The 25274-nt window shown below is 66.7% G+C and carries 30 protein-coding genes, 1 tRNA gene and 1 pseudogene; 17 read left to right on the top strand and 15 right to left on the bottom strand.

Features of this window, described 5'->3' with window-relative positions; genetic code table 11:
- Positions 1–56: 56 nt before the first annotated feature.
- Positions 57–1064 (bottom strand): hypothetical protein, encoded by a 1008-nt coding sequence (locus QP512_RS14060; protein WP_286069215.1) that lies wholly within the window; start codon positions 1062–1064, stop codon positions 57–59.
- A gap of 222 nt (positions 1065–1286) precedes the next feature.
- On the opposite strand from QP512_RS14060, the gene QP512_RS14055 reads away from it, so the two are divergent.
- Positions 1287–2477 carry a glycoside hydrolase family 18 protein gene (locus QP512_RS14055; RefSeq protein ID WP_286069213.1) on the top strand — a complete coding sequence of 397 codons (1191 nt, stop codon included), beginning with the start codon at positions 1287–1289 and terminating at the stop codon, positions 2475–2477.
- Between the two features lie 93 nt (positions 2478–2570).
- A complete protein-coding gene (locus QP512_RS14050; protein ID WP_343229509.1) occupies positions 2571–2972 on the top strand; it encodes a VOC family protein in 402 nt (133 codons plus the stop codon).
- A gap of 24 nt (positions 2973–2996) precedes the next feature.
- On the opposite strand, the gene QP512_RS14045 is transcribed toward QP512_RS14050, so the two are convergent.
- The 3 genes from QP512_RS14045 to QP512_RS14035 are packed head-to-tail and all read right to left on the bottom strand — an operon-like array spanning position 2997 to position 5126.
- Positions 2997–4556, bottom strand: a complete 1560-nt coding sequence (locus QP512_RS14045) for a PepSY-associated TM helix domain-containing protein (RefSeq protein WP_286069210.1) — start codon at positions 4554–4556, stop codon at positions 2997–2999.
- Positions 4557–4566: 10 nt separating this feature from the next.
- Positions 4567–4830, bottom strand: coding sequence for a hypothetical protein (locus tag QP512_RS14040; RefSeq protein WP_054172222.1), 264 nt, complete (start codon positions 4828–4830; stop codon positions 4567–4569).
- Positions 4830–5126, bottom strand: coding sequence for a hypothetical protein (locus QP512_RS14035; protein ID WP_110712976.1), 297 nt, complete (start codon positions 5124–5126; stop codon positions 4830–4832). The genes QP512_RS14040 and QP512_RS14035 overlap by 1 nt, the downstream gene beginning before the upstream one ends.
- Positions 5127–5554: 428 nt before the next feature.
- On the opposite strand from QP512_RS14035, the gene thrS reads away from it, so the two are divergent.
- The 9 genes from thrS (at position 5555) to QP512_RS13990 (ending at position 13382) form a co-directional block, all read left to right on the top strand.
- On the top strand, positions 5555–7456 hold the full coding sequence (thrS, locus tag QP512_RS14030) for a threonine--tRNA ligase (RefSeq protein WP_286069209.1): 1902 nt from the start codon (positions 5555–5557) through the stop codon (positions 7454–7456).
- 63 nt (positions 7457–7519) lie between these two features.
- Positions 7520–8047: a translation initiation factor IF-3 gene (infC, locus tag QP512_RS14025; RefSeq protein WP_074725076.1), complete on the top strand. Its 528-nt coding sequence runs from the start codon at positions 7520–7522 to the stop codon at positions 8045–8047.
- Between the two features lie 265 nt (positions 8048–8312).
- Positions 8313–8510 carry a 50S ribosomal protein L35 gene (rpmI, locus tag QP512_RS14020; RefSeq protein WP_005410436.1) on the top strand — a complete coding sequence of 66 codons (198 nt, stop codon included), beginning with the start codon at positions 8313–8315 and terminating at the stop codon, positions 8508–8510.
- 11 nt (positions 8511–8521) lie between these two features.
- Positions 8522–8881, top strand: coding sequence for a 50S ribosomal protein L20 (rplT, locus tag QP512_RS14015; RefSeq protein ID WP_005410435.1), 360 nt, complete (start codon positions 8522–8524; stop codon positions 8879–8881).
- A gap of 193 nt (positions 8882–9074) precedes the next feature.
- On the top strand, positions 9075–10070 hold the full coding sequence (pheS, locus tag QP512_RS14010; RefSeq protein WP_286069208.1) for a phenylalanine--tRNA ligase subunit alpha: 996 nt from the start codon (positions 9075–9077) through the stop codon (positions 10068–10070).
- 121 nt (positions 10071–10191) lie between these two features.
- Positions 10192–12573 (top strand): phenylalanine--tRNA ligase subunit beta, encoded by a 2382-nt coding sequence (gene pheT / locus QP512_RS14005; RefSeq protein WP_286069207.1) that lies wholly within the window; start codon positions 10192–10194, stop codon positions 12571–12573.
- A 27-nt stretch (positions 12574–12600) separates the two neighbouring features.
- On the top strand, positions 12601–12900 hold the full coding sequence (locus tag QP512_RS14000) for an integration host factor subunit alpha (protein ID WP_005410432.1): 300 nt from the start codon (positions 12601–12603) through the stop codon (positions 12898–12900).
- Positions 12881–13237, top strand: coding sequence for a MerR family transcriptional regulator (locus QP512_RS13995; protein ID WP_005410431.1), 357 nt, complete (start codon positions 12881–12883; stop codon positions 13235–13237). The genes QP512_RS14000 and QP512_RS13995 overlap by 20 nt, the downstream gene beginning before the upstream one ends.
- A gap of 68 nt (positions 13238–13305) precedes the next feature.
- Positions 13306–13382 (top strand) — tRNA-Pro (locus QP512_RS13990).
- Between the two features lie 74 nt (positions 13383–13456).
- On the opposite strand, the pseudogene QP512_RS13985 reads toward QP512_RS13990, so the two are convergent.
- From QP512_RS13985 to QP512_RS13975, 3 genes and pseudogenes are all read right to left on the bottom strand, one after another.
- A pseudogene (locus QP512_RS13985) lies at positions 13457–13688 on the bottom strand (GNAT family N-acetyltransferase); the annotation flags it as partial.
- Entirely contained in the window at positions 13685–14038 is a 354-nt protein-coding gene (locus tag QP512_RS13980; RefSeq protein ID WP_286069206.1) for a DUF6713 family protein, read from the bottom strand. The gene QP512_RS13980 and the pseudogene QP512_RS13985, both read right to left, overlap by 4 nt.
- Before the next feature lie 86 nt (positions 14039–14124).
- Entirely contained in the window at positions 14125–14640 is a 516-nt protein-coding gene (locus QP512_RS13975) for a DUF3011 domain-containing protein (protein ID WP_286069204.1), read from the bottom strand.
- Positions 14641–14880: 240 nt separating this feature from the next.
- Between QP512_RS13975 and QP512_RS13970 the strand changes: the two genes are divergently transcribed.
- Positions 14881–15276, top strand: a complete 396-nt coding sequence (locus tag QP512_RS13970; RefSeq protein WP_343229508.1) for a hypothetical protein — start codon at positions 14881–14883, stop codon at positions 15274–15276.
- A gap of 12 nt (positions 15277–15288) precedes the next feature.
- On the opposite strand, the gene QP512_RS13965 is transcribed toward QP512_RS13970, so the two are convergent.
- Positions 15289–15981 carry an aspartate/glutamate racemase family protein gene (locus QP512_RS13965; RefSeq protein WP_286069201.1) on the bottom strand — a complete coding sequence of 231 codons (693 nt, stop codon included), beginning with the start codon at positions 15979–15981 and terminating at the stop codon, positions 15289–15291.
- 152 nt (positions 15982–16133) lie between these two features.
- On the opposite strand from QP512_RS13965, the gene QP512_RS13960 reads away from it, so the two are divergent.
- Both QP512_RS13960 and QP512_RS13955 read left to right on the top strand, forming a co-directional pair.
- Positions 16134–16775, top strand: a complete 642-nt coding sequence (locus tag QP512_RS13960; RefSeq protein WP_286069199.1) for a LysE family translocator — start codon at positions 16134–16136, stop codon at positions 16773–16775.
- Between the two features lie 94 nt (positions 16776–16869).
- On the top strand, positions 16870–17043 hold the full coding sequence (locus QP512_RS13955; protein ID WP_006380555.1) for a DUF1328 domain-containing protein: 174 nt from the start codon (positions 16870–16872) through the stop codon (positions 17041–17043).
- 22 nt (positions 17044–17065) lie between these two features.
- Here the strand turns inward: QP512_RS13955 and QP512_RS13950 are convergent, their stop codons facing one another.
- From QP512_RS13950 to QP512_RS13935, 4 genes are all read right to left on the bottom strand, one after another.
- Entirely contained in the window at positions 17066–17398 is a 333-nt protein-coding gene (locus tag QP512_RS13950) for an SMR family transporter (RefSeq protein WP_286069197.1), read from the bottom strand.
- A gap of 13 nt (positions 17399–17411) precedes the next feature.
- Positions 17412–17984, bottom strand: coding sequence for a TetR/AcrR family transcriptional regulator (locus QP512_RS13945; RefSeq protein ID WP_286069195.1), 573 nt, complete (start codon positions 17982–17984; stop codon positions 17412–17414).
- 99 nt (positions 17985–18083) lie between these two features.
- Entirely contained in the window at positions 18084–18317 is a 234-nt protein-coding gene (locus tag QP512_RS13940; protein WP_286069194.1) for a DUF1653 domain-containing protein, read from the bottom strand.
- Positions 18318–18329: 12 nt separating this feature from the next.
- Entirely contained in the window at positions 18330–18614 is a 285-nt protein-coding gene (locus tag QP512_RS13935; RefSeq protein WP_286069193.1) for a hypothetical protein, read from the bottom strand.
- 404 nt (positions 18615–19018) lie between these two features.
- Between QP512_RS13935 and QP512_RS13930 the strand changes: the two genes are divergently transcribed.
- From QP512_RS13930 to QP512_RS13920, 3 genes are all read left to right on the top strand, one after another.
- Complete coding sequence (locus QP512_RS13930; protein WP_286069192.1) at positions 19019–19225, top strand: hypothetical protein; 207 nt, start codon at positions 19019–19021, stop codon at positions 19223–19225.
- Between the two features lie 129 nt (positions 19226–19354).
- Positions 19355–19909, top strand: a complete 555-nt coding sequence (locus QP512_RS13925; RefSeq protein WP_286072052.1) for a DUF3011 domain-containing protein — start codon at positions 19355–19357, stop codon at positions 19907–19909.
- Between the two features lie 169 nt (positions 19910–20078).
- Positions 20079–20282: a hypothetical protein gene (locus QP512_RS13920; protein ID WP_005410416.1), complete on the top strand. Its 204-nt coding sequence runs from the start codon at positions 20079–20081 to the stop codon at positions 20280–20282.
- A 119-nt stretch (positions 20283–20401) separates the two neighbouring features.
- Here QP512_RS13920 and dxs read toward each other — a convergent pair whose 3' ends face one another.
- The 3 genes from dxs to QP512_RS13905 all read right to left on the bottom strand — a co-directional run bounded on the left by dxs (position 20402) and on the right by QP512_RS13905 (position 25267).
- Positions 20402–22309 carry a 1-deoxy-D-xylulose-5-phosphate synthase gene (gene dxs / locus QP512_RS13915; protein ID WP_286069190.1) on the bottom strand — a complete coding sequence of 636 codons (1908 nt, stop codon included), beginning with the start codon at positions 22307–22309 and terminating at the stop codon, positions 20402–20404.
- Between the two features lie 105 nt (positions 22310–22414).
- On the bottom strand, positions 22415–23080 hold the full coding sequence (locus QP512_RS13910) for an HNH endonuclease (protein WP_286069188.1): 666 nt from the start codon (positions 23078–23080) through the stop codon (positions 22415–22417).
- A 396-nt stretch (positions 23081–23476) separates the two neighbouring features.
- Positions 23477–25267: an acyl-CoA dehydrogenase C-terminal domain-containing protein gene (locus QP512_RS13905; protein WP_286069187.1), complete on the bottom strand. Its 1791-nt coding sequence runs from the start codon at positions 25265–25267 to the stop codon at positions 23477–23479.
- Between the last annotated feature and the right edge of the window lie 7 nt (positions 25268–25274).

The raw sequence follows: 25274 nt of genomic DNA, 5'->3' as shown, positions 1-25274 counted from the left end.
TGCTGGAAACCGGCCTGAAGAATTCTGAAGGCCCTGTGCCACAAGGCTCGCAGGTATCAACCCTGGTTGACGCGCTCTTCCTCTTCTTCCTCGCCCAGCCACCACACCTGGCCCGGCTCGGGGTCACTCAACGGATGCTCGCGCTGTTCGATGGCCTCCAGCACGCGTCCTGGGGCCGCCGCGGTCCACGTCGCCAGCAGCTTCTCCACCGCAGCCCGGCCCTGCGCGGCAATGCCCAGATCGCGCTCGCGCGCCCAGGTGCCTTGCTCAGTGACTTCTGCCTCGTCGCCATGCTGGTGCGGGGTGCCATAGCTGCAGCGGCGGCACAGCCGGCGCACGGTCGCGGTCCAGTCCTCGACCATGCCGATGCCGGGCAGGTCCATGGCCCCCAGGGCAGCGATCTCATCGGCAGAATCGCACTGCACGAACACGGTGAAGGTGGCCATGTCCGATCGCTGCAGGCGCTGCATTGCGTTGAACACCGGTACCTCGTGTTCGCCGTACGTACGTCGGCCGGTCGACGCACCGTCATGCAGCACGATGTCGCCGAAGCGGAAGCCGCTTTCGGGCAGCGGTACGTTGTCGATGCGTGCACGCACCGGATCAATGCGGCTCATGTACACCACCTCGGCATCGGACCACGGCGCCAGGCGCATGCAGGCCACGCCGAAGTTGCCCTCGATCGGGCCTTCGCCCTCGGGCAGGGTGATGCCACAGCGGGTCCACTGGCGCCGTGCTTCGGCCCAGTCCGCCATGCCGGTGGCCGCGATTCCGGCATTCCAGGCGGTGGCGACATCGAATTCCCCGCGCAGCTGCTCCGATCGCAGGTTGTCCTGCAGCGACGCCGGCCAGTCGCGCAGGTACTTGTGCGCCAGCCCGCGCATGTAGTGCAGGTAGGGCACTTCGGGAGCGATGGCGATCACTTCGCCGAACAGCGCCACCGCGCGCGGCAGGTCGCCTTCTTGGAACGCGTCGTAGGCGCGGGCTTCCAGCATCTGGTGTTCGTCGAGGGCGTCGTCGTCCAGCAGGTCGCCGTCGGTGGGAGTGTCGTGATCGGTGCTCATGTCCATGTGCAGTTGAAGATCCGCGGCCACCTTAGCCGAAGTAGGGGACTGGGTGCGCTGCGTCGGCGCGTGTCCTGCTGCAATGCGTGATGGCCGTGGCATGACGGCCTCGTTGTCGCCCTCTGGCCGATCGTTGCTGTCCACTGGACGACATGCGGCGACATCGATCCCACGGCCTCATCGGTTTGCTAACGTGGCGGCGCCTTCGAACCGGGAGTTTCCATGTTCCGCCAGACCGTGGCCGTCCTTGCCGTGCTGATTGCCGGCGCCCTGCCCATTGCCGCGCGCGCCGCGCCTGCACAGCCGCCGATCTTCGGTGCCTACTATCCCGGTGGATCGGCCGAGCGCTACCCGGTGTCGAGCATTCCGGCCGAGCGCCTCACCCACCTGTTCTACGCGTTCTCGACCATTGAGGACGGGCGCTGCACGATCGGTGCGGAAGCACCGAAGAACTTCGCCGCCCTGGCCGAGCTGAAGAAGGCACACCCGCACCTGCGCACGCTGATCTCGATCGGTGGTTGGGGCGCGGGTGGGTTCTCCGATGCGGCGCTGAGCGAGGCCAGCCGCAAGCGGTTGGTCGATTCGTGCATGGCGCTGTTCTTTGATCGTCACGCCGGCAGCTTTGATGGCGTGGATATCGACTGGGAGTTCCCGGTCAGTGGTGGCCCGAAGGAGCTGGCGCACCGCCCGCAGGACCACGCCAACCTGACCCGGCTCGCGCAGGCGTTCCGCGTGGCACTCGATGCGCGCGGTCGCAAGATGGGACAGCCGCTGCTGCTGACCGCCGCGCTGGCCGCCGGTCGCCTGCAGACCGATGGCCCCTACGATCCGGCGGCGAGCTACGACCTGCCGGCGCTGGCCAAGGTGTTCGATTTCATCAACCTGATGAGCTACGACATGGGCACCGGCTTCTCGGCGGTGTCGACCTTCAACGCGCCGCTGCATGAGGTGGCGGCCGACCCGCTGGCGCCGGAACTGCGGCGCTGGAACAACGTGGCCGGTGCCGTGCAGTTCTACCGCGACCACGGCGTACCGGCCGACAGGCTGGTGCTGGGCGTGCCGTTCTACGGGCGCGGCTTCAAGGTCACCGGCGATGCCCCGGATGGGTTGTACCAGCCCTACAGCGCACCGGCCGATGCGGGCGACTGGCGGGTGATCAAGGCGCGCTATCTCGACCAGCCGGGCTGGACCAGGCACTGGCAGCCGCAGGCGCAGAGCCCGTGGCTGTACAACGCCGAACAGAAGGTCTTCATCAGCTATGAAGACCCGCGCTCGATCGGGCTGCGTGCGCAGTTCGCCCGCGAACAGGGCCTGGCCGGCGTGTTCATGTGGGAGCTGACCGGCGACGACGAGCAGGCCAGCCTGCTCAACGCCATGCTGGGCCCCTGGCAGAAAGCGCGCATCGGCGATTGAGCTGCATCAGGCGATGCCCGGCGCAATGCCGCAACGCCATCGGCCCAACCCCGCACGGCATGTCCATGCCCGCAGCGTTACGCTGCGGGCATGATCCGTCTCGAACGCCTGGACCATCTGGTCCTTACCGTCGCCGACATCGACCGCAGCTGTGATTTCTACCAGCGCGTGCTCGGCATGCAGGTCGTGCGCTTCGGCGCGGGCCGCACCGCACTGCAGTTCGGCCAGCAGAAGATCAACCTGCATCCGGCCAGCGCCCCGCTGCAGCCGCATGCGTTACGACCCACGCCGGGCAGTGCCGACCTGTGCCTGGTGACGCATACCGCCACGGCCGATGTACTGGCGCACCTGCAGGCGCAGGCGGTCGCGGTGGAGGAGGGGCCGGTGGCCCGCACCGGCGCACTGGGGCCGATCGAATCGGTGTACTTCCGCGACCCGGATGGCAACCTGATCGAAGTCAGCCATTACCTGGACGAAGCGCACCTGCTCCGGTAGCGCCGGGCCATGCCCGGCCACGCTTCAGTTCGCCCAGACGCTGTTCGGATCGCCGTTGCGGGCACGACGCTGGCTGGCCACCGCCAAGCGGGCGAAGCCAAAGGCCATGGCCAGCGCGATGGCATCGACCCAGAACAGCGGCCAGTGGCCACGCGCAGCCGCACGCCACAGCCAGTCACCATTGAGTGCGCCGTGCAGGATCGGCACCAGCGCGGTACTGATTGCCGCCGCCCACAGCAGCTCGCGTGCGGCCTGTGCCGGGCGGCGCAGCGCGGCCCACAGCGCACAGGCCGCCCAGCTGCCGAAGCAGGCCCAGCGGATGCCGTGGTCGACCGCCGCCGGCGCCAGCCGTTCCAGCACCAGCGCGGTGAGGAACGCGACCGAGATCGCCACGCACAGGCCGATGCACACGCCGACCGTGGCCCGTGCCATGTTTACTCCGGCGCGCGGCTGCTGCGGCTGGCGACGCTTGCGCCGCGATTCGATCCACAGCAGGTTGCCCGAGTAGAACAGGAACGCACCGCCCAGGCCGAGCAGGAAGTACAGCCAGACCACCACGCCGTTGCCGAACTCGCCGAAGTGCAGCGCATAGGCGGCGCTGAGCGTGGCGTGGTTGGCGTCGCGCTGGCCCGGCAGCTGGGTGGCCAGTACCTGGCCGGTGGCGACATCCAGCGCCACGGCGCCGAGCGGGCCGAGGGTGCCGGTGGATTCGCCGGTGATCTCGATGGTGGCGTTGGTGTCGCCCGCGTTGGCCAGCTTCAGGTAGGCCGGCTCAAAGCTGGTCACGCCCTGTGCGCGTGCCACCTCCAGCGCCCGCGCATGCAGCACGCGCAGGCTGCCCGGCGGCGAGGGGATGCCGGTCGCTTCACGCACCGGAGCGGTGTCCATCGCTGTTGGCACGGCCTGCAGGGCCTTGCCGTCGAAAATCAGCGGATTGAGCAGGGCCATCTGCACGAACACCAGGCAGAGCAGGGCTCCGGTCACCGCGAACATCAGGTGGAAGGGCAGGCTCAGCACGCCGATCACGTTGTGCGCGTCCTGCCACAGCTGTTTCAGGTTGCGGCCCGGGCGCAGCGCGAACAGGTCGCCGAGCAGCTTCGGCAGATGGATCACCAGCCCGCTCAGCAGCGCCATGCCGTACAGCAGGCTGACGATGCCCATCACGTAGATGCCGGCCACGGGCAGGCCGAGGCTGTAGTGCAGCTCGTTGACCAGTTCCGCCAGCCCGGTCTGCGGCGGCGTGGGGCTGCCGGCGATCTGACCCGGCCAGGCGTAGCGCCAGCTACCGTCATCGGCCTGCCAGTACGCCAGGGGCTGAGGGTGGTCGGCGCCGGGGAAGGTCATGCCGACATGGCGGCGGGCTTCCGGATGCGTGGCCAGTACGTCCTCCAGCAGGTACTGCGCATCGTCCAGCCCTGCCGGCAGCGCAGTGGCTGCGCCCGGCGTCTGCCACAGCGGCAGATCGTGGTGGAACAGGGTCAACGCACCGGCGTAGAAGGCCACGAACAGGCCGAAGCCGGCCACCAGGCCGACCCAGGTGTGCAGGGTGGTGAACGTGCGCAGGGTCTGCGAGCTGAACTTCATGGGGCGGGTCTCATTGCACCGCGCCGATCAGGCGCAGCAGCCCAAGCACGGCGAAGCCGGCGGCGGCGCTGCCACCCAGCACCAGCCAGGCACGCAGCGCGCTGCGGAAACTGAACGCCCACAGGGCGGCCAGCATCCACAGCGGGATGAAAGCGATCAGGGTCGGCACCAGCGCCCGCTGCCAGGGGCCGGGCGGCAGCCATGCCAGCAGGCCGGTCGCGGCGGCGGCTAGGAAGAAACCGGCGACGATGCCAGCGAAGGCGCGCGGCCACATCAGGGCGACTCCGCGCCGGGACGGTGCCAGGCGGCCAGGGCCGGCAACAGCATCGCCGCCAGCATCCAGGTGCACAGCATCGCCACCAGGCCGGCAGCGAAGCCGAGTTCTGCCATCCACAGCCACAGCGCAGCGGCGGCCGCGACCAGGCCGATCTGGCGGCCCAGGCGACCGGCGCGGCGCAGGCGCGGCCAGCGGCAGTGCGGCGAGGCGGCATAGAAGGCCAGCGCCGAGAACATCGCCGCCAGCATGCCCAGGCTGCAGAAGCCGAGCGTGGAAAGGCCGACGGTGATCATTGCGGACGGCCGCCGCGGCAGCGGGCCGGCGAACGCGGGGCACGGGCGGGGCCGGCGGGAGCCGGTCGGAGCGGGTGGCGCATCACGAGGTCCTGGGGGAAAGCGGGCAGGCTGGCACGGGGCGGGCTGCGTGCACATGGTAATCATTGCGTTTTCACGCCGCCAGCGGCGGCCATTCAGCGGACCGTACGGTAGCTCTTGGGCTTTCCGGTGCGCTGGTTTAAGATCATCACACTCCCTGACTGGAACAAGGTGGCCCGCGCCCAGCGCCGGCCGAGCGTGCGACATGAGCACTACCACCGCCCACTGTTGACCTGCCCCCGAAGGCCCTGTGTTCCAGGCGCCCTCGTGGCGCTTTTTTATTGCCCGGGCGCCGCCCCGGGACCGCTTTCCAGCCCGCCCCGCGGGCCCCGCACGAAGCCACTGCGATGATCAACATTACCCTTCCCGACGGCAGCCGCCGCGAGTTTGAAAACCCCGTCAGCGTCATGGACGTTGCCCAGTCGATCGGCGCCGGCCTGGCCAAGGCCACCATCGCCGGTGCCGTGGATGGCGTGCTGGTCGATGCCAGCGACGTCATCGACCACGATGCCAGCCTGCGCATCATCACCGCCAAGGACGAGGAGGGCGTGGAGATCATCCGCCACTCCTGCGCCCACCTGGTCGGCCACGCCGTCAAGCAGCTGTACCCGGACGTGAAGATGGTGATCGGCCCGGTGATCGCCGAAGGCTTCTACTACGACATCTACTCCGAGCGCCCGTTCACCCCGGAGGACATGGCCGCGATCGAGAAGCGCATGGGTGAGCTGATCGCCCAGGACTACGACGTCATCAAGAAGATGACGCCGCGCGCCGAAGTGATCGAGATCTTCAAGTCCCGTGGCGAGGACTACAAGCTGCGCCTGATCGAGGACATGTCCGAGGACATCCAGGCGATGGGCATGTACTACCACCAGGAATACGTGGACATGTGCCGCGGCCCGCACGTGCCGAACACTCGCTTCCTGAAGGCCTTCAAGCTGACCCGCATCTCCGGCGCCTACTGGCGCGGCGACGCGCAGAACGAACAGCTGCAGCGCATCTACGGCACCGCCTGGGCCGACAAGAAGCAGCTCGAGGCGTACATCAAGCGCATCGAGGAAGCCGAGATGCGCGACCACCGCCGCATCGGCAAGCAGCAGGACCTGTTCCACCTGCAGGAAGAAGCGCCGGGCCTGGTGTTCTGGCACCCGAAGGGCTGGGCGCTGTGGCAGGTGGTCGAGCAGTACATGCGCAAGGTCTACCGCAACAGCGGCTACGGCGAGGTGCGTTGCCCGCAGATCCTGGACGTGAGCCTGTGGAAGAAGTCCGGCCACTGGGACAACTACCAGGACAACATGTTCTTCACCGAATCGGAGAAGCGCACGTACGCGGTCAAGCCGATGAACTGCCCGGGCCACATCCAGGTGTTCAACCAGGGCCTGCACAGCTACCGCGACCTGCCGATCCGCTACGGTGAGTTCGGTTCCTGCCACCGCAACGAGCCGTCCGGCGCGCTGCACGGCATCCTGCGCGTGCGTGGCTTCACCCAGGACGACGGCCACGTGTTCTGCACGGAGAACCAGATCGAGTCGGAAGTGACGGCCTTCCACCAGCAGGCGCTGGCGGTCTACCAGCACTTCGGCTTCGACGACATCCAGATCAAGATCGCGCTGCGCCCGGAATCGCGCCTGGGTGACGACGCCACCTGGGACAAGGCCGAGGGCGCGCTGCGCTCGGCACTGACCGCCTGTGGCGTTGAATGGCAGGAGCTGCCGGGCGAGGGTGCCTTCTATGGCCCGAAGATCGAGTACCACCTGAAGGACGCCATCGGCCGTACCTGGCAGTTGGGCACCATGCAGGTCGACTTCATGATGCCGGGCCGCCTGGGCGCCGAGTACGTGGACGAGAACAGCCAGAAGAAGCACCCGGTCATGCTGCACCGTGCCATCGTCGGCTCGATGGAGCGCTTCCTGGGCATCCTGATCGAGCACCATGCCGGCCAGTTCCCGGCCTGGCTGGCCCCGACCCAGGTGGTGGTGGCCAATATCACCGACGCTCAGGCTGAATACGTCGCGGGCGTGACCAAAACCCTTGCGGAGCAAGGCTTCCGCGTCAGCTCGGATTTGCGTAACGAGAAGATCGGCTATAAAATCCGCGAGCATACGTTGCAGCGCGTGCCCTACCTGCTGGTCATCGGTGACCGCGAGAAGGAAAATGGGGCTGTGGCGGTGCGTACGCGTTCTGGCGAAGACCTGGGCAGCATGAGCCTGCAGGCCTTCATCGAGCGGCTCCACGCCGAGGGCGCGTAAGCAAAGGTCCGGTCCGGGCGCACAGGCACCCGGACCGGTTCGATACCCTTGGGAGAACGTAATATCAGCACCCCTGACAACAAACAGAACCGCAAGAATCAGGAAATCCGTGTGCCGCGCGTCCGCGTGATCGGCAGTGACGGAGAAATGATCGGCGTGTTGTCGCGCGACGAAGCGCTGTCCATGGCCGAAGATGAAGGCCTGGACCTGGTCGAAATCCAGCCGCAGGCCGATCCGCCGGTCTGCAAGATCATGGACTTCGGCAAGTTCAAGTTCGAAGCGCAGAAGAAGGCCAGCGAGGCCAAGAAGAAGACCAAGCAGGTCGAGATCAAGGAAGTGAAGTTCCGTCCGGTCACGGACGAGGGCGACTACCAGATCAAGCTGCGCAAGATGCGCGGGTTCCTCGAGGATGGTGACAAGATCAAGGTCAACATCCGTTTCCGTGGCCGTGAAATGAGCCACCAGGAACTGGGCCGCGAAATGGCCAACCGGATCGAGACCGATCTGGGCGAGGACATCGTCATTGAATCCCGTCCGCGCCTGGAAGGGCGTCAGATGGTCATGATGATCGCGCCGAAGAAGAAGACCTGAGGCCTGACGGGCCGCCCTCCGGGGCGCCTGGCTGAACGGTTCAGGGTGAAGGGGCGCCATCGGCGCCCCTTTGCTTTTGCGGCATGCCGGTGAATCGCCCTGAAAGGGTTGCAGGGGCTGGTGGCAGGACGGTTTTGCCTGTATCATGCCCGGCTCGACCCACCCAGGACGGGTCGTACGCCGATCATGGCAGGACGGAAAGAGCGGCCCAGGCCGCCGCCAGATCAGTCAGAAACCAGGGTCATATCCCATCAAGGACATTGCAATGCCCAAGATCAAGACCAACCGGGCAGCGGCCAAGCGTTTCCGCAAGACCGCCTCGGGCAAGTACAAGTGCGGCCACGCCAACCGTAGCCACATCCTCACGAAGAAAGCGACCAAGCGTAAGCGTAATCTGCGTCAGACGGGCCATGTCCGTGCAGAAGACGCAGGCCGTCTGGACCGCATGCTCCCTTACCTCTGAGGAACTGAAAAATGGCACGAGTTAAGCGTGGCGTACAGGCGCGTCGCCGCCACAAGAAGATTCTGGATCTCGCCAAGGGCTATTACAACGCCCGTCGCAAGGTCTTCCGCGTCGCCAAGCAGGCGGTCATCAAGGCACAGCAGTACGCCTACATCGGCCGTAAGCAGAAGAAGCGCAACTTCCGTTCGCTGTGGATCACCCGTATCAATGCGGCTGCCCGCATCAACGGCCTGAGCTACAGCCGCTTCATGAACGGTCTGCTGAAGGCTGGCATCACCCTGGATCGCAAGGTCCTGGCTGACATCGCCGTGCACGACGCTGCCGGTTTTGCTGCGCTGGCCGAAAAGGCCAAGGGCGCGCTGGCGGCATAAGTCCTTCCCGATGCCGTAACCGTTCACTCGGAACGGTGTCAGGTCAAGGCAATGCATGGGGAAGGGCGCAAGTCCTTCCCCATTCTTTTTTGGGTCCCGGCGAGGCCACGACGGCAGCGCGGGGACGGCGGTGGCGACAGGGGTCGGCCCTTCGCGCATCGCGATGGCAGATCGACTGGAGTTCCGGCCCCCCATGAGCGACATCCAATCCCTCACCACCCAGGCGCTGGCCGATGTGGCCGCCGCACAGAGCCCCGACGTGCTGGAACAGCTGCGCGTGGCCCTGCTTGGCAAGAGTGGCAGCATCACATCGCAGCTCAAGCAGCTCGGCGCCCTGCCGGCCGACCAGCGCAAGGCCGCCGGTGAAGCGATCAACCAGGCCCGTGATGCGCTGACCCGCGCGTTGGGTGAGCGCAAGGCGCTGCTTGAAGACGCGGCACTGGATGCACGCCTGGCCGCCGAAGCCATCGACATCACCCTGCCGGGTCGCAATGGCGACCGTGCCGGCCTGCACCCGATCACCCGCACCCTGGAGCGCATCACCGGCATCTTCGGCCGGCTGGGCTACGAGCTGTCGGAAGGGCCGGAGATCGAGGACGACTGGCACAACTTCGAGGCGCTGAACTTCCCGCCGCACCACCCGGCGCGCGCCATGCACGACACCTTCTACTTCGGCGACGGCCGCCTGCTGCGCACGCATACCTCCGGTGTGCAGGTGCGCTACATGGGCGACCACGCGCCGCCGCTGCGCATGATCGCCGCCGGCAAGGTGTACCGCAGCGACAGCGACCAGACCCACTCGCCGATGTTCCACCAGGTCGAAGGCCTGCTGGTGGACGAGCATTCGACCTTCGCCGACCTGAAGGGCACGCTGGCCGAGTTCGTGCGCGCGTTCTTCGAGCGCGACTTCGAGATGCGTTTCCGTCCCAGCTACTTCCCGTTCGTTGAACCGGGTGCGGAAGTGGACATCGCCTGGCAGCAGCCCGATGGCAGCACCCGCTGGCTGGAAGTGCTCGGCTGCGGCATGGTCCATCCGAACGTGCTGCGCAACGTGGGTATCGATCCGGAGCGTTACACCGGCTTTGCCTTCGGCATGGGCGTGGAGCGTTTCGCGATGCTGCGCTACGGGGTCAACGACCTGCGCGCGTTCTTCGAGAACGACGTGCGCTTCCTGAAGCAGTTCGCGTAAGCCGCAACCGTGTAGAGCCGAGCCATGCTCGGCTGCTTTTCTGGATGGACGCCTCCTTGCGCATGCGCTGGGCGACCACAAAAACCGCAACGGGAGGTACACCTCCCACCAGGGTGACACCATGAAATTCTCCGAAAACTGGCTGCGCAGCCACGTCCCGACCTCCGCCTCGCGCGATGAGCTCAGCGCGGTGCTGACCGCCATCGGCCTGGAAGTGGAAGAAGTGACCGCGCTCGGCGACGGCCTCGATCACGTGGTCGTGGCGCGCATCGTCGAAGCGGTGCGCCATCCCGAAGCCGATCGCCTGCAGGTGTGCAAGGTCGATGCCGGGCAGGGCGAGCTGCTGCAGATCGTGTGCGGCGCACCGAACGCGCGTCCGGGCCTGGTCGCGCCGCTGGCGATGGTCGGCGCGCAGATCGGCGAGCTGAAGATCAAGCCGGCCAAGCTGCGCGGCGTCGAGTCCAACGGCATGCTGTGCTCGGCCAAGGAGCTGGGCCTGGACAATGATGCCTCCGGCCTGCTGGAGCTGCCGGACGATGCACCCGTCGGCCGATCCCTGGTCGAGTACCTGGGGCTGCCGGACGCCAGCATCGAGATCAAGCTGACCCCGAACCGCGCCGACTGCTTCAGCCTGCGCGGCATCGCCTACGACGTCGCAGCGGCCACCCGCAGCGAAGTGCTGGATTTCGCCGCCGATGCCATTGCGCCGGTCGGCAGCCGTGAACTGTCGATCCAGCTCGACGCCGGCGCCGAAGCGCCGCGTTACCTGGGGCGCGTCATCGAAGGCGTCAACGCCGCGGCCAAGACCCCGCTGTGGATGGCCGAGCGCCTGCGCCGCAGTGGCGTGCGCCCGGTCTCGCTGCTGGTCGACATCACCCAGTACGTGATGCTGGAGCTGGGCCAGCCGATGCATGCCTACGACCTCGCCACCCTGCAGGGCAGCATCGCCGTGCGCCGTTCGCGCGCGGGCGAGAGCCTGAAGCTGCTGGACGGCCGCGATGCTGTGCTGGACGACAGCTTCCTGGTGGTCACCGACGCCGATCGTGCGGTCGGCCTGGCCGGCCTGATGGGTGGTTTCGACACCCGCGTCACTGATGCCACCACCGCGGTGTTCCTGGAGGCCGCGCATTTCGCGCCGGCCGCGATCATGGGCCGTGGCCGCAAGCTGGGCCTGCACACCGATGCCGGTCATCGCTTCGAGCGCGGCGTCGATCCGGCGCTGCCGCGCACCGCCATCGAATACGCCACCCGCCTGGTGCTGGACCTGGCCGGCGGTACCCCGGCGCCGGTCACCGAGGCCGTGCGCGCCGACGACCTGCCGCAGCCGGCGACGATCGTGCTGCGCCGCGCGCGCATCAGTCGCGTACTCGGCATCACCATCGACGACGCCGAAGTCGAGCGCATCCTGCGCGCGCTGGGCATGAACGTGGCCGCCACTGCCGAGGGCTGGCAGGTCGCTGCGCCGAGCCGCCGTTTCGACATCGCCATCGAAGAAGACCTGATCGAAGAGCTGGCCCGTATCCACGGTTACGAGCAGATCCCGACCACGCTGCCGGGCGGTGCTTCGCGCGTTGCGATGCCAAGCGAGACCCAGCTGGACGCGCTGAGTGTGCGCCGCCAGCTGATCGCCCGCGACCAGCAGGAAACCGTCAACTTCGCCTTCGTCGACGACGCGCTGCTGACCCAGTGGCAGCTGCGCGATGGCCTGGTGCCGCTGGCCAACCCGCTATCGGCCGAACTGGCGGTGATGCGCCCGTCGCTGCTGCCGGGCCTGGTCGCCACCCTCGGCCGCAATGCCGCCCGCCAGCTCGGTCGCGTGCGCCTGTTCGAACTCGGCCGCGTGTTTGCCCAGCAGGCCGGAGATGGCCAGCCGGCGCCGCTGGAAACCCCGCGCGTGGCCGCTGCGGTCTGTGGTGATGCGCAGGCCGTGCAGTGGGGCCTGCCAACCCGCAAGGTCGATTTCCATGACCTGAAGGGCGACCTGGAATCGCTGGCCGCTGCCAGTGGCGCGCAGCTGGAGTTCCGCCCGTCGGCCCGCGCCTACGGCCACCCGGCGCGTTCGGCTGAAGTATTCCGCGATGGCGTGGCCATTGGCTGGATCGGCCAGGTCCACCCGCGCCTGGCCAGGGCGATGGACATCGAAGCCGATGTCTACGCCTTCGAACTGGACCTGGAGCCGCTGACCGCCCGCCGCCTGCCGCGTGCCGGCGAGTTGTCGCGCTTCCCGGCGGTGCGCCGCGACCTGGCCTTCCTGGTGCCTGAACAGGTGGCCTGGGCCGATCTGGCGGCCACCGTCCGCCAGGCCGCCGGCCCGCTGCTGCGCGACCTGAACCTGTTCGACCGCTACGTCGGCCAGGGCGTCGAGCCGGGATTCAAGAGTCTCGCTATGGGCTTGATTTTGCAGGACAAGTCGCGCACTCTGACGGACCGCGACGTGGATGCGGTGGTGGCCGAGGCGGTCACTGCCATCGAGCGTGAACATCACGCCCGGATCCGCGGCTGAGCGGGCAGCACTCGGGGGTAGCAGGCAATGGCATTGACCAAGGCGGAGATGGCGGAAAAGCTGTTCGACGAAGTCGGTCTGAACAAGCGGGAAGCCAAGGAATTCGTCGACGCGTTTTTCGATGTGCTGCGTGAAGCATTGGAACAGGGACGTCAGGTGAAGCTGTCGGGCTTCGGTAATTTCGATCTGCGGCGCAAGAACCAGCGCCCGGGTCGCAACCCCAAGACCGGCGAGGAAATTCCGATTTCCGCCCGTACGGTGGTCACCTTCCGTCCGGGCCAGAAGCTCAAGGAGAGGGTGGAAGCTTATGCTGGATCCGGGCAGTAACCGCGAACTACCGCCGATCCCGGCCAAGCGCTACTTCACCATCGGTGAAGTCAGCGAGCTGTGCGACGTCAAGCCGCACGTCCTGCGGTACTGGGAAACCGAGTTTCCCAGCCTTGAGCCGGCCAAGCGCCGAGGCAACCGTCGCTACTACCAGCGCCATGACGTGCTGATGGTGCGGCAGATCCGCAGCCTGCTGTACGAACAGGGCTACACCATCGGTGGTGCACGCCTGCGTCTGGATGGTCCGGATGCGCGCGAGGAATCCGCGTTGAGCAACCAGATCATCAAGCAGGTGCGCATGGAGCTGGAAGAAGTGCTGCAGTTGCTGCGCCGCTGATCCCATTTCCATCATAATCCGCTATACTTCACGGCCCGCCGCACTGGCGGGCACATCGCAGCATCAGTCGGGGCGTAGCGCAGCCTGGTAGCGCATCTGCCTGGGGGGCAGAGGGTCGTCGGTTCGAATCCGGCCGTCCCGACCACTGTGATGAATCAAGAGGCCTGCGCAGCAATGCGTGGGCTTTTTTGTGCGTTCTGCAGTTGCTGATCAGTCTTCCGCCACCCTCAGCATTTCGATGAAGGCTGCGCCGAAGAAGTGGTGATGGATGACCAGGTAGCCGGCGGCCTTGCCGTTCTGCTTGGCGACCTGCACGCCGCCGCGTGCCCGCCGGTCGCCAATCTGCATGATTCGCCGTGGATCAGAGGCTGCCACGCTGTCGAGCGATCAAGGCATCATCGTCCCGCGGAATGCCGTCGCGCAGGTGCGGGGAAGAGGGCGCCGGGGTCATCGCGGGCGCAGCTGCAGTATCAGGCCGCCGCCCGACACAAAGCAGGCGAGCAGGACGGCGATCGACAGCGGCAGGTGGAATTCATTGCGACCGAGCAGGGCAAAGGCCCGATGGATCAGCGCCGTGCCAATGCCGAGCGCGCCACAAACCAGCGCATAGCCGCGCGCCGTCGATGTGCCCAGCAGGGTCTGGCGATAGCCCCGGAGCACGAGGCCGACCGCGAACAGGTTGAACAGCAGGAAGCCCTGAATGCCACCGGGCACATGGAACATTGCCCATTCCTGCCAGAATGCAGCGTCGATCTGATGCAGGATCAACGCCAGCAGCGTCGCCAGATACCATCGTTCCATGTCGCACTCCCTGCCATGCAGGCCATAGTCTATCGGCTCTGCCGCGCACGCACGCCCACACGCTGCAGCCAGCGCGTGGCCGGCATTCAATACACGCGGAACTCGGCCCTGCAGCCGTCGCTGACCCAGACGCCGCGGCGGTCCCAGCCCCAGTTGCGGTCCTCGATGCAGGCCGTCACCGATTTCTGCTTGACCATGCGCACCTCATGTCGCACGCGGATGCGGCATTCCTTGTCCTTCTTTTCGTAGGATTCGCAGACCAGGCGTTCGCCCTCGTCGTCGCGATCCCGGCCACGACCACGGCCACGTCCCGGCCAGCGGCCGTCCTCGTCGGCGACGAACTCGGCACGGCAGCCATCGGTCACCCACAGCATGCGACGGCTCTGGCCCCAGTTCTGGTTCTCCACGCAGCGGGTGACCGACAACTGCCTGGCCAGGCGCATCGGACCCTCGATCGGGCATTGCTCGGTCTTGTTGAACTGCGATTCGCAGCGAAGTGCGGGGATGTGCGCTGCGTCGTAATCCTGGGCGGCCACGGTGGTGGCAGCAAGCAGCATGGCGAAGGAGATGCCGCCAATGGGCGGCAGCAGGCGATGGGTCATGGAGGCCTCGTTGAGGGAGCGGGCGGCAAGAATGACCCAGCCCGGGACCATTGGAACGCTTCGTTCCCGACGTGGCTCAGTGGGGATTTAGTAGTGCGCGCGGGTCCATGCAGAGGCTTACATCCCGTATCATCGCTGCACATCCGATCGCATCGGGTTACACCTCCTTACATGTCTTCCACGCCTGTCGGCGCGGTCCGTGGCGGCCGTCACTGGCGCGCGGCAGGCCTGTGGAGGACGATGCGCGGACCACGACGACCACAGGGGGTTGCGTTGATCAGCAGTATCGTCATTCATCGCTCGGCGGGCACAGGCGCCGCCGAGGTGCAGGTCCTGGACACCACGTTCAAGGGCAAGCATGTGTTTGTTGCCTGGGGGCTGCGCGGGCCGGAGTTGACCCGCAGCGCGGACCCGGCCGCCACGGTGGCTGCGCGCAAGGCGTTGCAGACCGTGGCCGGGCACAGCGAGGGGCCGCGCAGCCCGGAAGTATTCATTGCCAACCAGTCGGCGGTGGCGATCACCGTCTATCGCCTGCTGACCGAAGCACGCACGGGAGATGGCGTGTTCTTCCTGTGCGATTCGCAGGCCGTGGTCGACTGGCTGATCACCGCGCTGGAAATCCGCGGCGCAGACTGATTCCGCGTCGCGTCAGCCGAGTGCCGCATCCACCGCAGCCAGCGCATGCAGGGTGGTCGTGTCGAACAGCGGTACTGCGCTGTCTTCCGGCCGTACCAGCAGCATGATCTCGGTACAGCCCAGGATGATCGCTTCAGCACCGCGCTCGACCAGGCGCGCGATCACGCCGGCGTAGACCTGCCGCGCGCGCGCGCTGATTACGCCGGCAATCAGCTCCTGGTAGATGATGTCGTGCACGTTGCGGCGGTCATCGGCATCGGGCACCAGTACCTCCAGGCCGAAGCGTTCCTGCAGGCGGCCTCGATAGAAGTCTTGCTCCATGGTGAAGGCGGTACCGAGCAGGCCCACCTTGCGGGCACCTGCCTGCAGGATCGCGGTCGCGGTCGGATCGGCGATGTGCAGCAGCGGCGGTGCACAGGCCGTCTCGATACGATCGGTCAGTTTGTGCATGGTGTTGGTGCAGATCAGCAGCAGGTCGGCGCCACCTGCCTGCAGGCGCCGTGCGCCATCGACCATGTGATCGCCCAAGGTGTCCCAGTCGCCGTCGTGCTGCAGTTGCTTGATGCCGGCGAAATCCACCGACCACAGCAGCAGCTGCGCGGAGTGCGCGCCACCGAGGCGCCGCCGCACCTCCTCGTTGATGAGCCGGTAGTACTGCGCCGAACTTTCCCAACTCATGCCGCCGATCAGGCCAAGAGTCTTCATGCGCTGCTCCAGGGAAGAGGCGGCCATTGCAGCACAGATGGGCACGGGCGTGCGGTGCGTGCCATCTGCAACCTCCACATCCATGCCGTGCTGTATGTGCCGCGCGGCGTGCCTACGGCCTATGCTGGTGCGGTCTTCCGAGGTGGATGTCGATGGCCCTGCATACCTGGTGGTGGTTCCTGGCCACGGTCTTTGTCCTGTGCGGCACGCCGGGGCCGAACATGCTGCACATCCTGGGGCGCAGCGTCGGGCTGGGCTTCCGCGGCAGCGTTCCGGCGATGGCGGGATGCCTGCTGGCGATGCTGCTGGTGCTGGCCGCGTCCGCTGCGGGTCTGAGCGCGCTGCTGCATTCCTCGCCGATGCTGTTCGAAGTGCTGCGCTATCTGGGTGTGGCCTACCTGGCCTGGCTGGGCCTGAAGGCATGGCGCGACAGCTGCCGTCCCGCGCCACCGGTGACGGTGGATGCCGCACTGCCGATGGCGCCGGTGCTCGGGGCCTGGACGGTGTTCCGTGGCGGCCTGCTGGTCGGCCTGAGCAATCCCAAGCTGTTGCTGTTTGCCGCCGCGTTCCTGCCGCAGTTCGTCGATCCCGCGCGTGGCCAGGCGCTGCAGTACAGCGTGCTTGTCGCGACCTTTGCGGCCTGCGAACTGTTCTGGTACGTGATGTATGCGGCGGGCGGCCACGGCCTGCGTCGCTGGCTGGCCAAGCCGTTCGCGCGGCGCTGGTTCGAGCGCCTGGTGGGAAGCGTGTTCCTGGCCTTCGCGGTGGCGCTGCTGCGTTTCCGCCCGCGCTGATTCACGCCGTGCACGCGGCCTGTTCACGACTGCGGCATCGGCCGCAGCCTAAGTTGATCCTCCAGTTTGGAATCCCTGCGGGGAAAGGATCGACATGATCAAGTGGGCCATCATCTTCGCCATCATCGGCGTCATCGCAGGCGTGCTCGGCTTCGGTGGCATTGCCGGTGCCGCAGTCGGCATCGCCAAGTTCCTGTTCTGGGCCGGCATCATCATTGCCGTGGTGCTGTTCCTGCTCGGCATGACGGTAGCGAAGAAGGTCAGCTAGCGTTGATCGCGCAGCAGCGTGCTTAGTGGGCGCTGCTGCGCGAGAACAGGTTGATCACCAGCACGCCGGCGCAGATCAGGCCGATCCCGATCAGCGCTGGCCCATCCAGGCGCTGCTTGAACACCACCAGCCCGATCAACGAGATCAGCACGATGCCGACGCCGGACCAGATCGCATAGGCGATGCCGGTCGGCACAGACTTCATGGTCATCGACAGCAGGTAGAAGCACAGCCCGTAACCGACCAGGGCGCCCAGCGTCGGGGCCAGCCGGCTCATGCCGTCCGATGCCTTCAGCAGGGAGGTGGCGATCACTTCCAGCACGATGGCGGCAGCGAGATAGGCGTAGGGGTTCATCATCGACTCCGGTTCACTGCGGATCGCACAGCTTCAGCGCCTGCTCGGCCATGGCCACCGCATTGAGGCGCTCGACTTCGTCCAGCGGGCGCCCGTAGGCGGTGGCCCAGTAGCCATCGGCGGCGCAACGCGCGGCGTACAACCGCGGATCGCCGGCTTCGTCGGGGAATTCGGCCAGCATCGCGCGCTTCCAGTTGCGCCAGTGCGCAAGCAGGCCTGGTTCCATCAGGTTGCCCAGGGTCAGGCCGATGTCGTTCTCCTGTTCCTGCTGCAGCAGGTGTTCGAAGTTGGCCTGCACGTAGGCCCGGCTGAAACTGCCGTGTCCGGGCGGATTCTCCAGCAGCAGTGCGCGGACCCGCGCTTCGAACTCGCCGATCAGTGCGCCGATGGCCTCGTCGACCAGGGCCTGCTTGCTGCTGAAGTGATGGAACAGCGCGCCCTTGCTGACCCCGGCCACCTGCGCGACGTCCTGTACGGTCAACGCGGCCAGGCCGTGTTGGCCGATCACTTCGATGGTGGCCTGCAGCAGCGAGTGGCGCACGCGGTCGGGCGCCTTGCGGCGCGAGCGGGAGGGGGATTCGGACATGGCAGGAAGAAACCGACTGGACGGTACGATTGTAGCGCAGGCCTCGCGCTTCGCTGCCGCTGCCGCTGCCGCTGCCGGCACGAGGCCGGCAGCCTGGACTCAATCGCCGATACGGGCGAAACGCGGTTGCGGGCCGTGTTCGCCTGGAACCTGTTCGACGAACATGGGATACGGACGGACCCAGAGGCCGCCTTCGCCATAGAGGGCGCGATAGAGCACCATCGGCTGCAGGGTTTCACTGCTGCGCACGATGTCGATCACTTCGTACTCGCCCCCCTTGAAGTGGCGGTAGCGGCCGGGGGCGAGGGTGGGCAGCGGGCTCAACTCAGCCATGACGCGCGCCGATCACTTGCTGGCCGGGCTGACCGGCTTCGCGCAGTAGTTGTCGATGGCTTCGGCGGTGTTGGGCAGGCCCCGTGCCTTCGCCAGTTCCCACGGGCGTTCGCAGCGTTGACTGTGTTCGCACCACTGGTAGCCGGCCGAACCGATGCAGCCATGGGCATCGCGATCACCGCCGACGACCGGCGTGGCAGGCGAGGCGGCTGCGGCATCGGCGCGGGCGGCTGCCTGATCCTGGCTCGCGCAGGCGACCAGGACCAGCAGGGCTGGAATCAGAAAAAGCGCTTTCATCGGGCGGGCTCCGTGCCTAAAGCAACAGTGTCCGCCGTGCTCAATCCGGCATCAAGCACTCAATGCACGGCAGCGCGGATCAGTTCCTCGATCAGCACAAGGTAGCTGGCCACGAAATAGAACTTCAGCAGCGTACCGCGCTGCTGTGAGAAGAAGGTGCGCATGTGGAAGGGGCCCCTGTTGGTGACGATAGTGTGAAGCTCCGCTGACTCCGTGACAAGGATCACGAAAATAAATTCGTTAAACCGGCTCAGGGTTGTGAGGGCCTGGCAATCCGACCCAACGGCGCGGCATTTTCGTACAAGTCTGATAGGCCCCAGCGCAGGCGCTCGCTAGCCTGATGATGTACCGGCTGCAGGAGGGGGCCGCTGCCGGTACATCTTCCCGTCCTGCAGGAGCTTTCCATGGTCATCACTGTTCAATGCAATACACGGCACTGGTCCGTGCTGGATCCGCGCGCCGGTGAGGCCAGCAGCTATGCGCGGGGCGCCGATGCGTTCGATGCCGCCGCAGCACTTGCCCTGGAGCATCACCGTCGTACCGGCCAGCACAGCACGGTGCGGGTCGAGGCGCTGGGCAGCTCGGTGGATGCGCTGCACGTCGGCAGCTGAAGCCTCTCAGCGGCGCAGTCAGCCGCGGTTGAGTTGTTTGAATGGGGAAAAACCGTGGTGAGATGACCCCCTGTGCGCCGCGCCACGAATCCCGGATGCTTGCGCCATCGTATTCATCTGGAGATCTCGATGGGCAAGGCACTCACCTGGCGCACTGCGGCCTGCACCCTGCTGCCAATGCTGGCAGCCGCCGCCGGCGCTCAGGCACAGAGCTACGGTTACGGCTATGACGATGACCGCTATGGCGGCCGTGAAGGCAGCGGCATCGTACGCTGCGAATCGATCAAGAACCGCAGCACCGAGTGCCGCCTGGAGGGGAGGGCGCGGATGATCCGCCAGCTGTCCGGTTCGCCCTGCGTGGAAGGTGAGACCTGGGGCCAGTCCCGTTACGGCGTCTGGGTAACCCAGGGGTGCCGTGCCGAGTTCGTGGGTGAATACCGTCGTGGCGGCGGCTGGGGCAATGGTGGCGGCTGGGGCAACGGCAATGGCTGGGGCGGTGGTGAGGTGATCACCTGCCATTCCAATGGCCACCGCCAGGAATACTGCGACGCCCGCATCCGCCGTGGCGTGCGCCTGGTTCGCCAGGATTCACGCAGTGCCTGCATCGAGGGGCAGACGTGGGGCTGGGACCGTCGTGGCATCTGGGTCAGCGATGGCTGCCGTGCGCAGTTCCAGGTGAACTGAGCGCAGTCCTCGAAAATCAGAAAAATCTGATACAGCTCACATTTTGAACGCCGTATCTTCTGCGATCGGGGACACCACCGTGTGCTCCTGATCTGTTGCGACAGTTGGTGCCGTATCCGGCACGTGAATCCCGCCCACCGTCGATACGCCGTCTCAAGGAGTGAGCCGCATGTTGATCCGCCTGCAATGCGAACAGCGCCAATGGCGCGTGCTGCATCCGGACCGGCCGGAGCCGATCGATTTCCGCGACGGTGCCCGCGCCTTCGATTTCGCTGAAACGCTGGCGCGATTGCATTTTGTCGATACCGGGCAGCGCGCTGCCGTGCGCGTGGAGGCCAGTGGTGCCTTCGTGGAGGCGGTCAGCTACGGCTGAGGGCTGGGGCTCCCGGTCGGATCCTGTTTCCGGAGCCCACTATCCACGCGTGGCGTGGATCGACCCTTGTTCCGCAGTAGATCCACGCCATGCGTGGATCCTCGGGGTAGTGATCGGCCTCAGCTCGCGGCGCTCAGCGGTGGGGTGCCTGCGGCCAGCTGCGGCCAGCGCTTGAGCACCGCTGCACGGATGCCCGCGGCGTCGATGCCGGCTTCGGCCAGCAGGTCCTCGCGGCTGGCGTGGTGCTGGTAGCTGTCGGGCAGGCCCAGGTGCAGGATCGGGCGCAGCACGCCTTCGGCATTGAGCAGTTCACCAACACCGGAACCGGCGCCACCGGCCACCACGTTGTCTTCGATCGTCACCAGGCCTTCGTGCTGGGCGGCGATGGCCAGTACCAGTTCGCGATCCAGTGGCTTGATGAAACGCATGTTGACCACGCTCAGGCCCAGGTCGCGGCCGACCTGTTCGGCGGCACTGACGGTACTGCCGAAGGCGAGCAGGGCAACGCGGCTGCCCTGCAGGCGCAGCTCGCCCTTGCCGATCGGCAGGGTGGACAGGTCGCTGCCGGCGTCCACGCCGGTGCCACTGCCGCGCGGGTAGCGCACGGCGGCCGGGCCCGGATGCTGCAGGCCGGTGCTGAGCATCTGCCGGCACTCGGCCTCATTGGACGGCGCCATCACCACCATGTTCGGGACGCAGCGCAGGAAGCTCAGGTCGAGGTTACCGGCGTGGGTCGCACCGTCCGGGCCGACCACGCCGGCGCGGTCGATCGCAAACAGCACGTCCAGGTCCTGGATCGCCACGTCATGCACCAGCTGGTCGTACGCGCGCTGCAGGAAGGTGGAATAGATCGCCACCACCGGCTTGCCACCCTGGGTCGCCATGCCGGCGGCGAGGGTGACCGCGTGCTGTTCGGCAATCGCCACGTCGAAGTAGCGCTGCGGGTATTCCTTGCTGAAACGCACCAGGCCGGAGCCTTCGCGCATCGCCGGGGTGATGCCGTACAGGCGCGGCTCGGCGGCGGCGGCATCGCACAGCCAGTCGCTGAACACGTCGGTGTAGGTGGGCTTCTTGGCGCCGGCCTTGGCCACCAGGCCCTTGTCCGGGTCGAATGGGCCCACCGCGTGGTAACCGATCTGGTCGCCTTCGGCTGGCTCGTAGCCCTTGCCCTTGGTGGTCATCACGTGCAGCAGCTTCGGGCCCTTGGAGGCGCGCAGCGTCTTCAGGGTGCACAGCAGCGCCGGCATGTCGTGGCCGTCGATCGGGCCGGTGTAGTGGAAGCCCATTTCCTCGAACATCGTGGACGGCACGAACATGCCCTTCCAGTGCTCTTCCCAGCGCTTCACGAAGCGTGCCGGATTGTTCTTCTTGTCGCCGAGGATCTTTTTGCCGCCTTCGCGCAGCGCATTGAGCGTGCGGCTGCCGGTGGCGCGGCCGAGCATCTTGGTCAGGCCGCCGACCGCCTCGGAGATCGACATGTTGTTGTCGTTGAGGATCACCAGCAGGTTCGGTTCCGGGTCCATGCCGCCGGCGTGCATCAGCGCCTCGAAGGCCATGCCGGCGGTCATCGCGCCGTCACCGATCACCGCCACGATCTTGCGGTCGTCGCCTTCGGACTGGCGTGCGATGGCCATGCCCAGCGCAGCCGAGATCGAGGTGGAGGAGTGGCCGACGCCGAAGGTGTCGTACTCGCTTTCCTCGCGCTTCGGGAACGGCGCCACGCCGTCCTTCTGCTTGACGGTGTGGATCTCGTCGCGGCGACCGGTGAGGATCTTGTGCGGGTAGGTCTGGTGGCCGACATCCCAGACCAGCTGGTCATGCGGGGTCTGGTACAGGTAGTGCAGGGCCACGGTGAGTTCGATCACGCCCAGGCCGGCAGCGAAGTGGCCGCCGCTCTTGCCCACCGATTCGATGAGGTAGGCGCGCAGTTCGTCGGCGACCGCCCTCATTTCGGATTCGTCGAACGTGCGCAGGTCATCCGGTGTCTGGATGCGCGCGAGGCGGGGATAGCGGGCAGAGTCGATCATCATGTTCGCACTTGTTCTGAATGCCCATTTTCGCCCTCAAACGGGGGTGGGGCAAGCAAACGCCGCCGCCCGTGACAGGACGGTGAGGGTTGCATTTTCGGCGATTCAGGTGCTCAGTTTTGAACGCTTCGGCAATTGCGCCTTCAGGAAGGCCATCTGGTCGGCCAGGATGTTGCGGTTGGACAGGATCAGATGCTCGATCCAGCTGGGCCGGTAGGGCACCGCCAGCAGGGGCATTCCGGCCTGCTGCGGGGTGCGGTCGCTCTTGCGCGAGTTGCAGTGGAAGCAGGCGGTGACCACGTTTTCCCAGCAGTCCAGGCCACCCTTGGACAGCGGCATGACGTGGTCGCGGGTGAGCGTGGGACGGTTGAACTGCTGGCCGCAGTACATGCACATGTGGGCGTCGCGGGCGAACAGGGCCGGGTTGGTCAGGTTCGGCGTCGGGTCGATCGCGCGGGAGCGGGCGTGGCCGCGCGCGGCGATGATCGGGTGCAGGTCCATCCCGCTCTGCAGACCGCTGAAGCGGTTGGTGCCGCCGTGGATGTGCAGGCAGGGATCGCCGAGTGTCCAGGCGACGGCTTCGCGGGCGTAGAGGCACGCCGCATCCTGCCAGGTGATCCAGTCCAGTACGCGTCCGTGGGCATCCAGCGAGAGCAGCCGGACCGAACCGGGGCGATGCAGCGTCGTGGCGTTGGGCGATGCTTCGGCGCCCGGAGCAGAAAACGGAGCTCCGGCTTCGATCAGACCCAAGCGTGTAGTGTCTGTCTCCATCGGGAGAACAGCTTATACCTGAATGTTGACGATTTGTGTATCGCCAACGGGCGATACGCAAATCGTCAACATTCAGGTCCGCGCATTCCTCCTATCCCCCGCGCCTGTCTGTGCGCCCCCCCTTAACAAAGGGGGCTTTTCTCCAGATGGATTCCGGTGGTTCTCATCCCCGCGTGGCGTGGATCTACGGCAGATCGCGGGGGACTGTCAGAGGCGGGGCGGTGTGGGTTGGCAGGACCGTTGGCGCCATGCATGGCGCCATCGAGCCCCCAAGGATGGGTTTACGGCGTGTCCTGCCAACCCACACCGCCCCGCCATCCACCGGGAACCAGTTGTTGCTGTTGAGGTTGCCGGCCTGCGGCCGGCACTACCGCGGGTGTCGGGCGGCAGCCCGGCTCAGGCGCCGAAGCGCTCGTCGTCCATCGCCATCAGCGGGGCGGCGCCGGCCTGGATGGCGGCGGCGTGGCTGAGCGTGCGCGGCAGCACGCGGGCGAAGTAGAACCGCGCGGTCTCGCGCTTGCCCTGGGCGAAGGCGGCGCCGTGCGCGCTGGCATCGGCGGCGGCCACGCTGCGGGCCCACCAGTAGGCCAGCACCACGTAACCCGAATAGAACAGGTAGTCGTAGCTGGCCGCGCCCAGTTCGTCGGGGTTGGCGGCTGCGCGCTGCAGCACGTCCAGGGTCAGCTTGCCCCATTCGGCGGCCTTGGCGCGCAGCGGGCCGATGAACTCGGCCAGTGCCTCGTTGCCCTCGTGTTCCCTGGCGAAGGCTTCGATCTCGGCCAGCATCAGCTTCAGGCCGGCCCCCTGGCTGGAGGCGGTCTTGCGGCCGATCAGGTCCAGCGCCTGGATGCCGGTGGTGCCTTCATACAGGGTGGTGATGCGGGCATCGCGCGCCAGCTGTTCCATGCCGTGTTCGCGGATGTAGCCGTGGCCACCGAAGCACTGCAGGGCGTTGTAGGTGTTCTCGATGCCCCATTCGGTCTGGCAGGCCTTCGAGATGGGTGTGAGGAAACTCACCAGGGTGTCGGCGCGCTCGCGCTCGGCGGCGTCCTCGGCATGGTGGGCAACGTCGATCAGGGTGGCGGCGTGCAGGGCCAGCAGGCGGCTGCCTTCGACCAGCGACTTCACCGTCAGCAGCATGCGGCGCACGTCCGGGTGGACCAGGATCGGGTCAGCCGGCTTGTCAGGGAACCTGGCGCCGCTGAGGGCGCGCGACTGCAGGCGCTCACGGCTGTACTTCAGCGCGTTCTGGTAGGCGCGCTCGGACAGGCCGATACCCTGCAGGCCGACACCCAGGCGTGCGGTGTTCATCATGGTGAACATCGCCTGCAGGCCCTTGTGCGGCTGGCCGACCAGGTAGCCCTGTGCGCCATCGAAGTTCATCACGCAGGTGACCGAGCCCTTGATGCCCATCTTGTGCTCGATCGAGCCGCAGCGCAGTGCGTTGCGCTCGCCGACGTTGCCGTCGCGGTCGACCTTGAACTTGGGGGTGACGAACAGCGAGATGCCCTTGGCACCCGGGGGAGCGTCGGGCAGCTTGGCCAGCACCAGGTGCACGATGTTACCGGTCAGGTCATGCTCGCCGGCGGTGATGAAGATCTTGGTGCCGGTGATCGAATAGCTGCCATCGGCATTCGGTTCGGCCTTGGTCTTCAGCAGGCCCAGGTCGGTGCCGCAGTGCGGTTCGGTCAGGCACATGGTGCCGGTCCAGCGGCCCTCGATCAGCGGCTTGAGGAAGGCCTCGTGCTGCCAGGCTTCACCGTGCTGCTTCAGGGCTTCGATGGCGCCGTGCGAGAGCAGCGGGAAGTTGCCCCACGCCAGGTTGGCGGCGTTGATCATTTCGTTGAGCGGCACGCCCAGGGTGTGCGGCAGGCCCTGGCCGCCCAGTTCCGGCGAAGCGGTCAGGCCGGTCCAGCCGCCATCGACGAACTGGTCGTAGGCCTGCTTGAAGCCGGGCGGAGTGGTCACTTCACCGGTGGCCTGGTCGAGCACGCAGCCGATCTCGTCGCCGACGCTGTTGAGCGGGGCCAGCACGGTGGCGCTGAAGCGGCCGGCTTCTTCCAGCACGGCATCGACCACGTCGGCGGTGGCGTCGGTGAAGCCCAGGCGGGCGAACAGGGGCTCGACCTTGAGCACGTCGTGCAGGGCGAAACGGAGGTCGGAAAGCGGGGCGGTGTAGCTGCTCATCGGTGAC

The sequence above is a fragment of the Stenotrophomonas sp. 57 genome, assembly GCF_030291075.1.
GTDB lineage: Bacteria > Pseudomonadota > Gammaproteobacteria > Xanthomonadales > Xanthomonadaceae > Stenotrophomonas.
This window is presented reverse-complemented; position numbering and strand designations above follow the sequence as displayed.

Excerpts from the sequence above, each read along its gene's own strand:
- QP512_RS14060 (WP_286069215.1), bottom strand. The coding sequence starts at position 1,064 with ATGAGCACCGATCACGACACTCCCACCGACGGCGACCTGCTGGACGAC.
- QP512_RS14055 (WP_286069213.1), top strand. The coding sequence starts at position 1,287 with ATGTTCCGCCAGACCGTGGCCGTCCTTGCCGTGCTGATTGCCGGCGCC.
- QP512_RS14045 (WP_286069210.1), bottom strand. The coding sequence starts at position 4,556 with ATGAAGTTCAGCTCGCAGACCCTGCGCACGTTCACCACCCTGCACACC.
- QP512_RS14040 (WP_054172222.1), bottom strand. The coding sequence starts at position 4,830 with ATGTGGCCGCGCGCCTTCGCTGGCATCGTCGCCGGTTTCTTCCTAGCC.
- QP512_RS14035 (WP_110712976.1), bottom strand. The coding sequence starts at position 5,126 with ATGATCACCGTCGGCCTTTCCACGCTCGGCTTCTGCAGCCTGGGCATG.
- thrS (WP_286069209.1), top strand. The coding sequence starts at position 5,555 with ATGATCAACATTACCCTTCCCGACGGCAGCCGCCGCGAGTTTGAAAAC.
- rpmI (WP_005410436.1), top strand. The coding sequence starts at position 8,313 with ATGCCCAAGATCAAGACCAACCGGGCAGCGGCCAAGCGTTTCCGCAAG.
- rplT (WP_005410435.1), top strand. The coding sequence starts at position 8,522 with ATGGCACGAGTTAAGCGTGGCGTACAGGCGCGTCGCCGCCACAAGAAG.
- pheS (WP_286069208.1), top strand. The coding sequence starts at position 9,075 with ATGAGCGACATCCAATCCCTCACCACCCAGGCGCTGGCCGATGTGGCC.
- pheT (WP_286069207.1), top strand. The coding sequence starts at position 10,192 with ATGAAATTCTCCGAAAACTGGCTGCGCAGCCACGTCCCGACCTCCGCC.
- QP512_RS14000 (WP_005410432.1), top strand. The coding sequence starts at position 12,601 with ATGGCATTGACCAAGGCGGAGATGGCGGAAAAGCTGTTCGACGAAGTC.
- QP512_RS13995 (WP_005410431.1), top strand. The coding sequence starts at position 12,881 with ATGCTGGATCCGGGCAGTAACCGCGAACTACCGCCGATCCCGGCCAAG.
- QP512_RS13980 (WP_286069206.1), bottom strand. The coding sequence starts at position 14,038 with ATGGAACGATGGTATCTGGCGACGCTGCTGGCGTTGATCCTGCATCAG.
- QP512_RS13975 (WP_286069204.1), bottom strand. The coding sequence starts at position 14,640 with ATGACCCATCGCCTGCTGCCGCCCATTGGCGGCATCTCCTTCGCCATG.
- QP512_RS13970 (WP_343229508.1), top strand. The coding sequence starts at position 14,881 with ATGCGCGGACCACGACGACCACAGGGGGTTGCGTTGATCAGCAGTATC.
- QP512_RS13965 (WP_286069201.1), bottom strand. The coding sequence starts at position 15,981 with ATGAAGACTCTTGGCCTGATCGGCGGCATGAGTTGGGAAAGTTCGGCG.
- QP512_RS13960 (WP_286069199.1), top strand. The coding sequence starts at position 16,134 with ATGGCCCTGCATACCTGGTGGTGGTTCCTGGCCACGGTCTTTGTCCTG.
- QP512_RS13955 (WP_006380555.1), top strand. The coding sequence starts at position 16,870 with ATGATCAAGTGGGCCATCATCTTCGCCATCATCGGCGTCATCGCAGGC.
- QP512_RS13950 (WP_286069197.1), bottom strand. The coding sequence starts at position 17,398 with ATGAACCCCTACGCCTATCTCGCTGCCGCCATCGTGCTGGAAGTGATC.
- QP512_RS13945 (WP_286069195.1), bottom strand. The coding sequence starts at position 17,984 with ATGTCCGAATCCCCCTCCCGCTCGCGCCGCAAGGCGCCCGACCGCGTG.
- QP512_RS13940 (WP_286069194.1), bottom strand. The coding sequence starts at position 18,317 with ATGGCTGAGTTGAGCCCGCTGCCCACCCTCGCCCCCGGCCGCTACCGC.
- QP512_RS13935 (WP_286069193.1), bottom strand. The coding sequence starts at position 18,614 with ATGAAAGCGCTTTTTCTGATTCCAGCCCTGCTGGTCCTGGTCGCCTGC.
- QP512_RS13930 (WP_286069192.1), top strand. The coding sequence starts at position 19,019 with ATGGTCATCACTGTTCAATGCAATACACGGCACTGGTCCGTGCTGGAT.
- QP512_RS13925 (WP_286072052.1), top strand. The coding sequence starts at position 19,355 with ATGGGCAAGGCACTCACCTGGCGCACTGCGGCCTGCACCCTGCTGCCA.
- QP512_RS13920 (WP_005410416.1), top strand. The coding sequence starts at position 20,079 with ATGTTGATCCGCCTGCAATGCGAACAGCGCCAATGGCGCGTGCTGCAT.
- dxs (WP_286069190.1), bottom strand. The coding sequence starts at position 22,309 with ATGATCGACTCTGCCCGCTATCCCCGCCTCGCGCGCATCCAGACACCG.
- QP512_RS13910 (WP_286069188.1), bottom strand. The coding sequence starts at position 23,080 with ATGGAGACAGACACTACACGCTTGGGTCTGATCGAAGCCGGAGCTCCG.
- QP512_RS13905 (WP_286069187.1), bottom strand. The coding sequence starts at position 25,267 with ATGAGCAGCTACACCGCCCCGCTTTCCGACCTCCGTTTCGCCCTGCAC.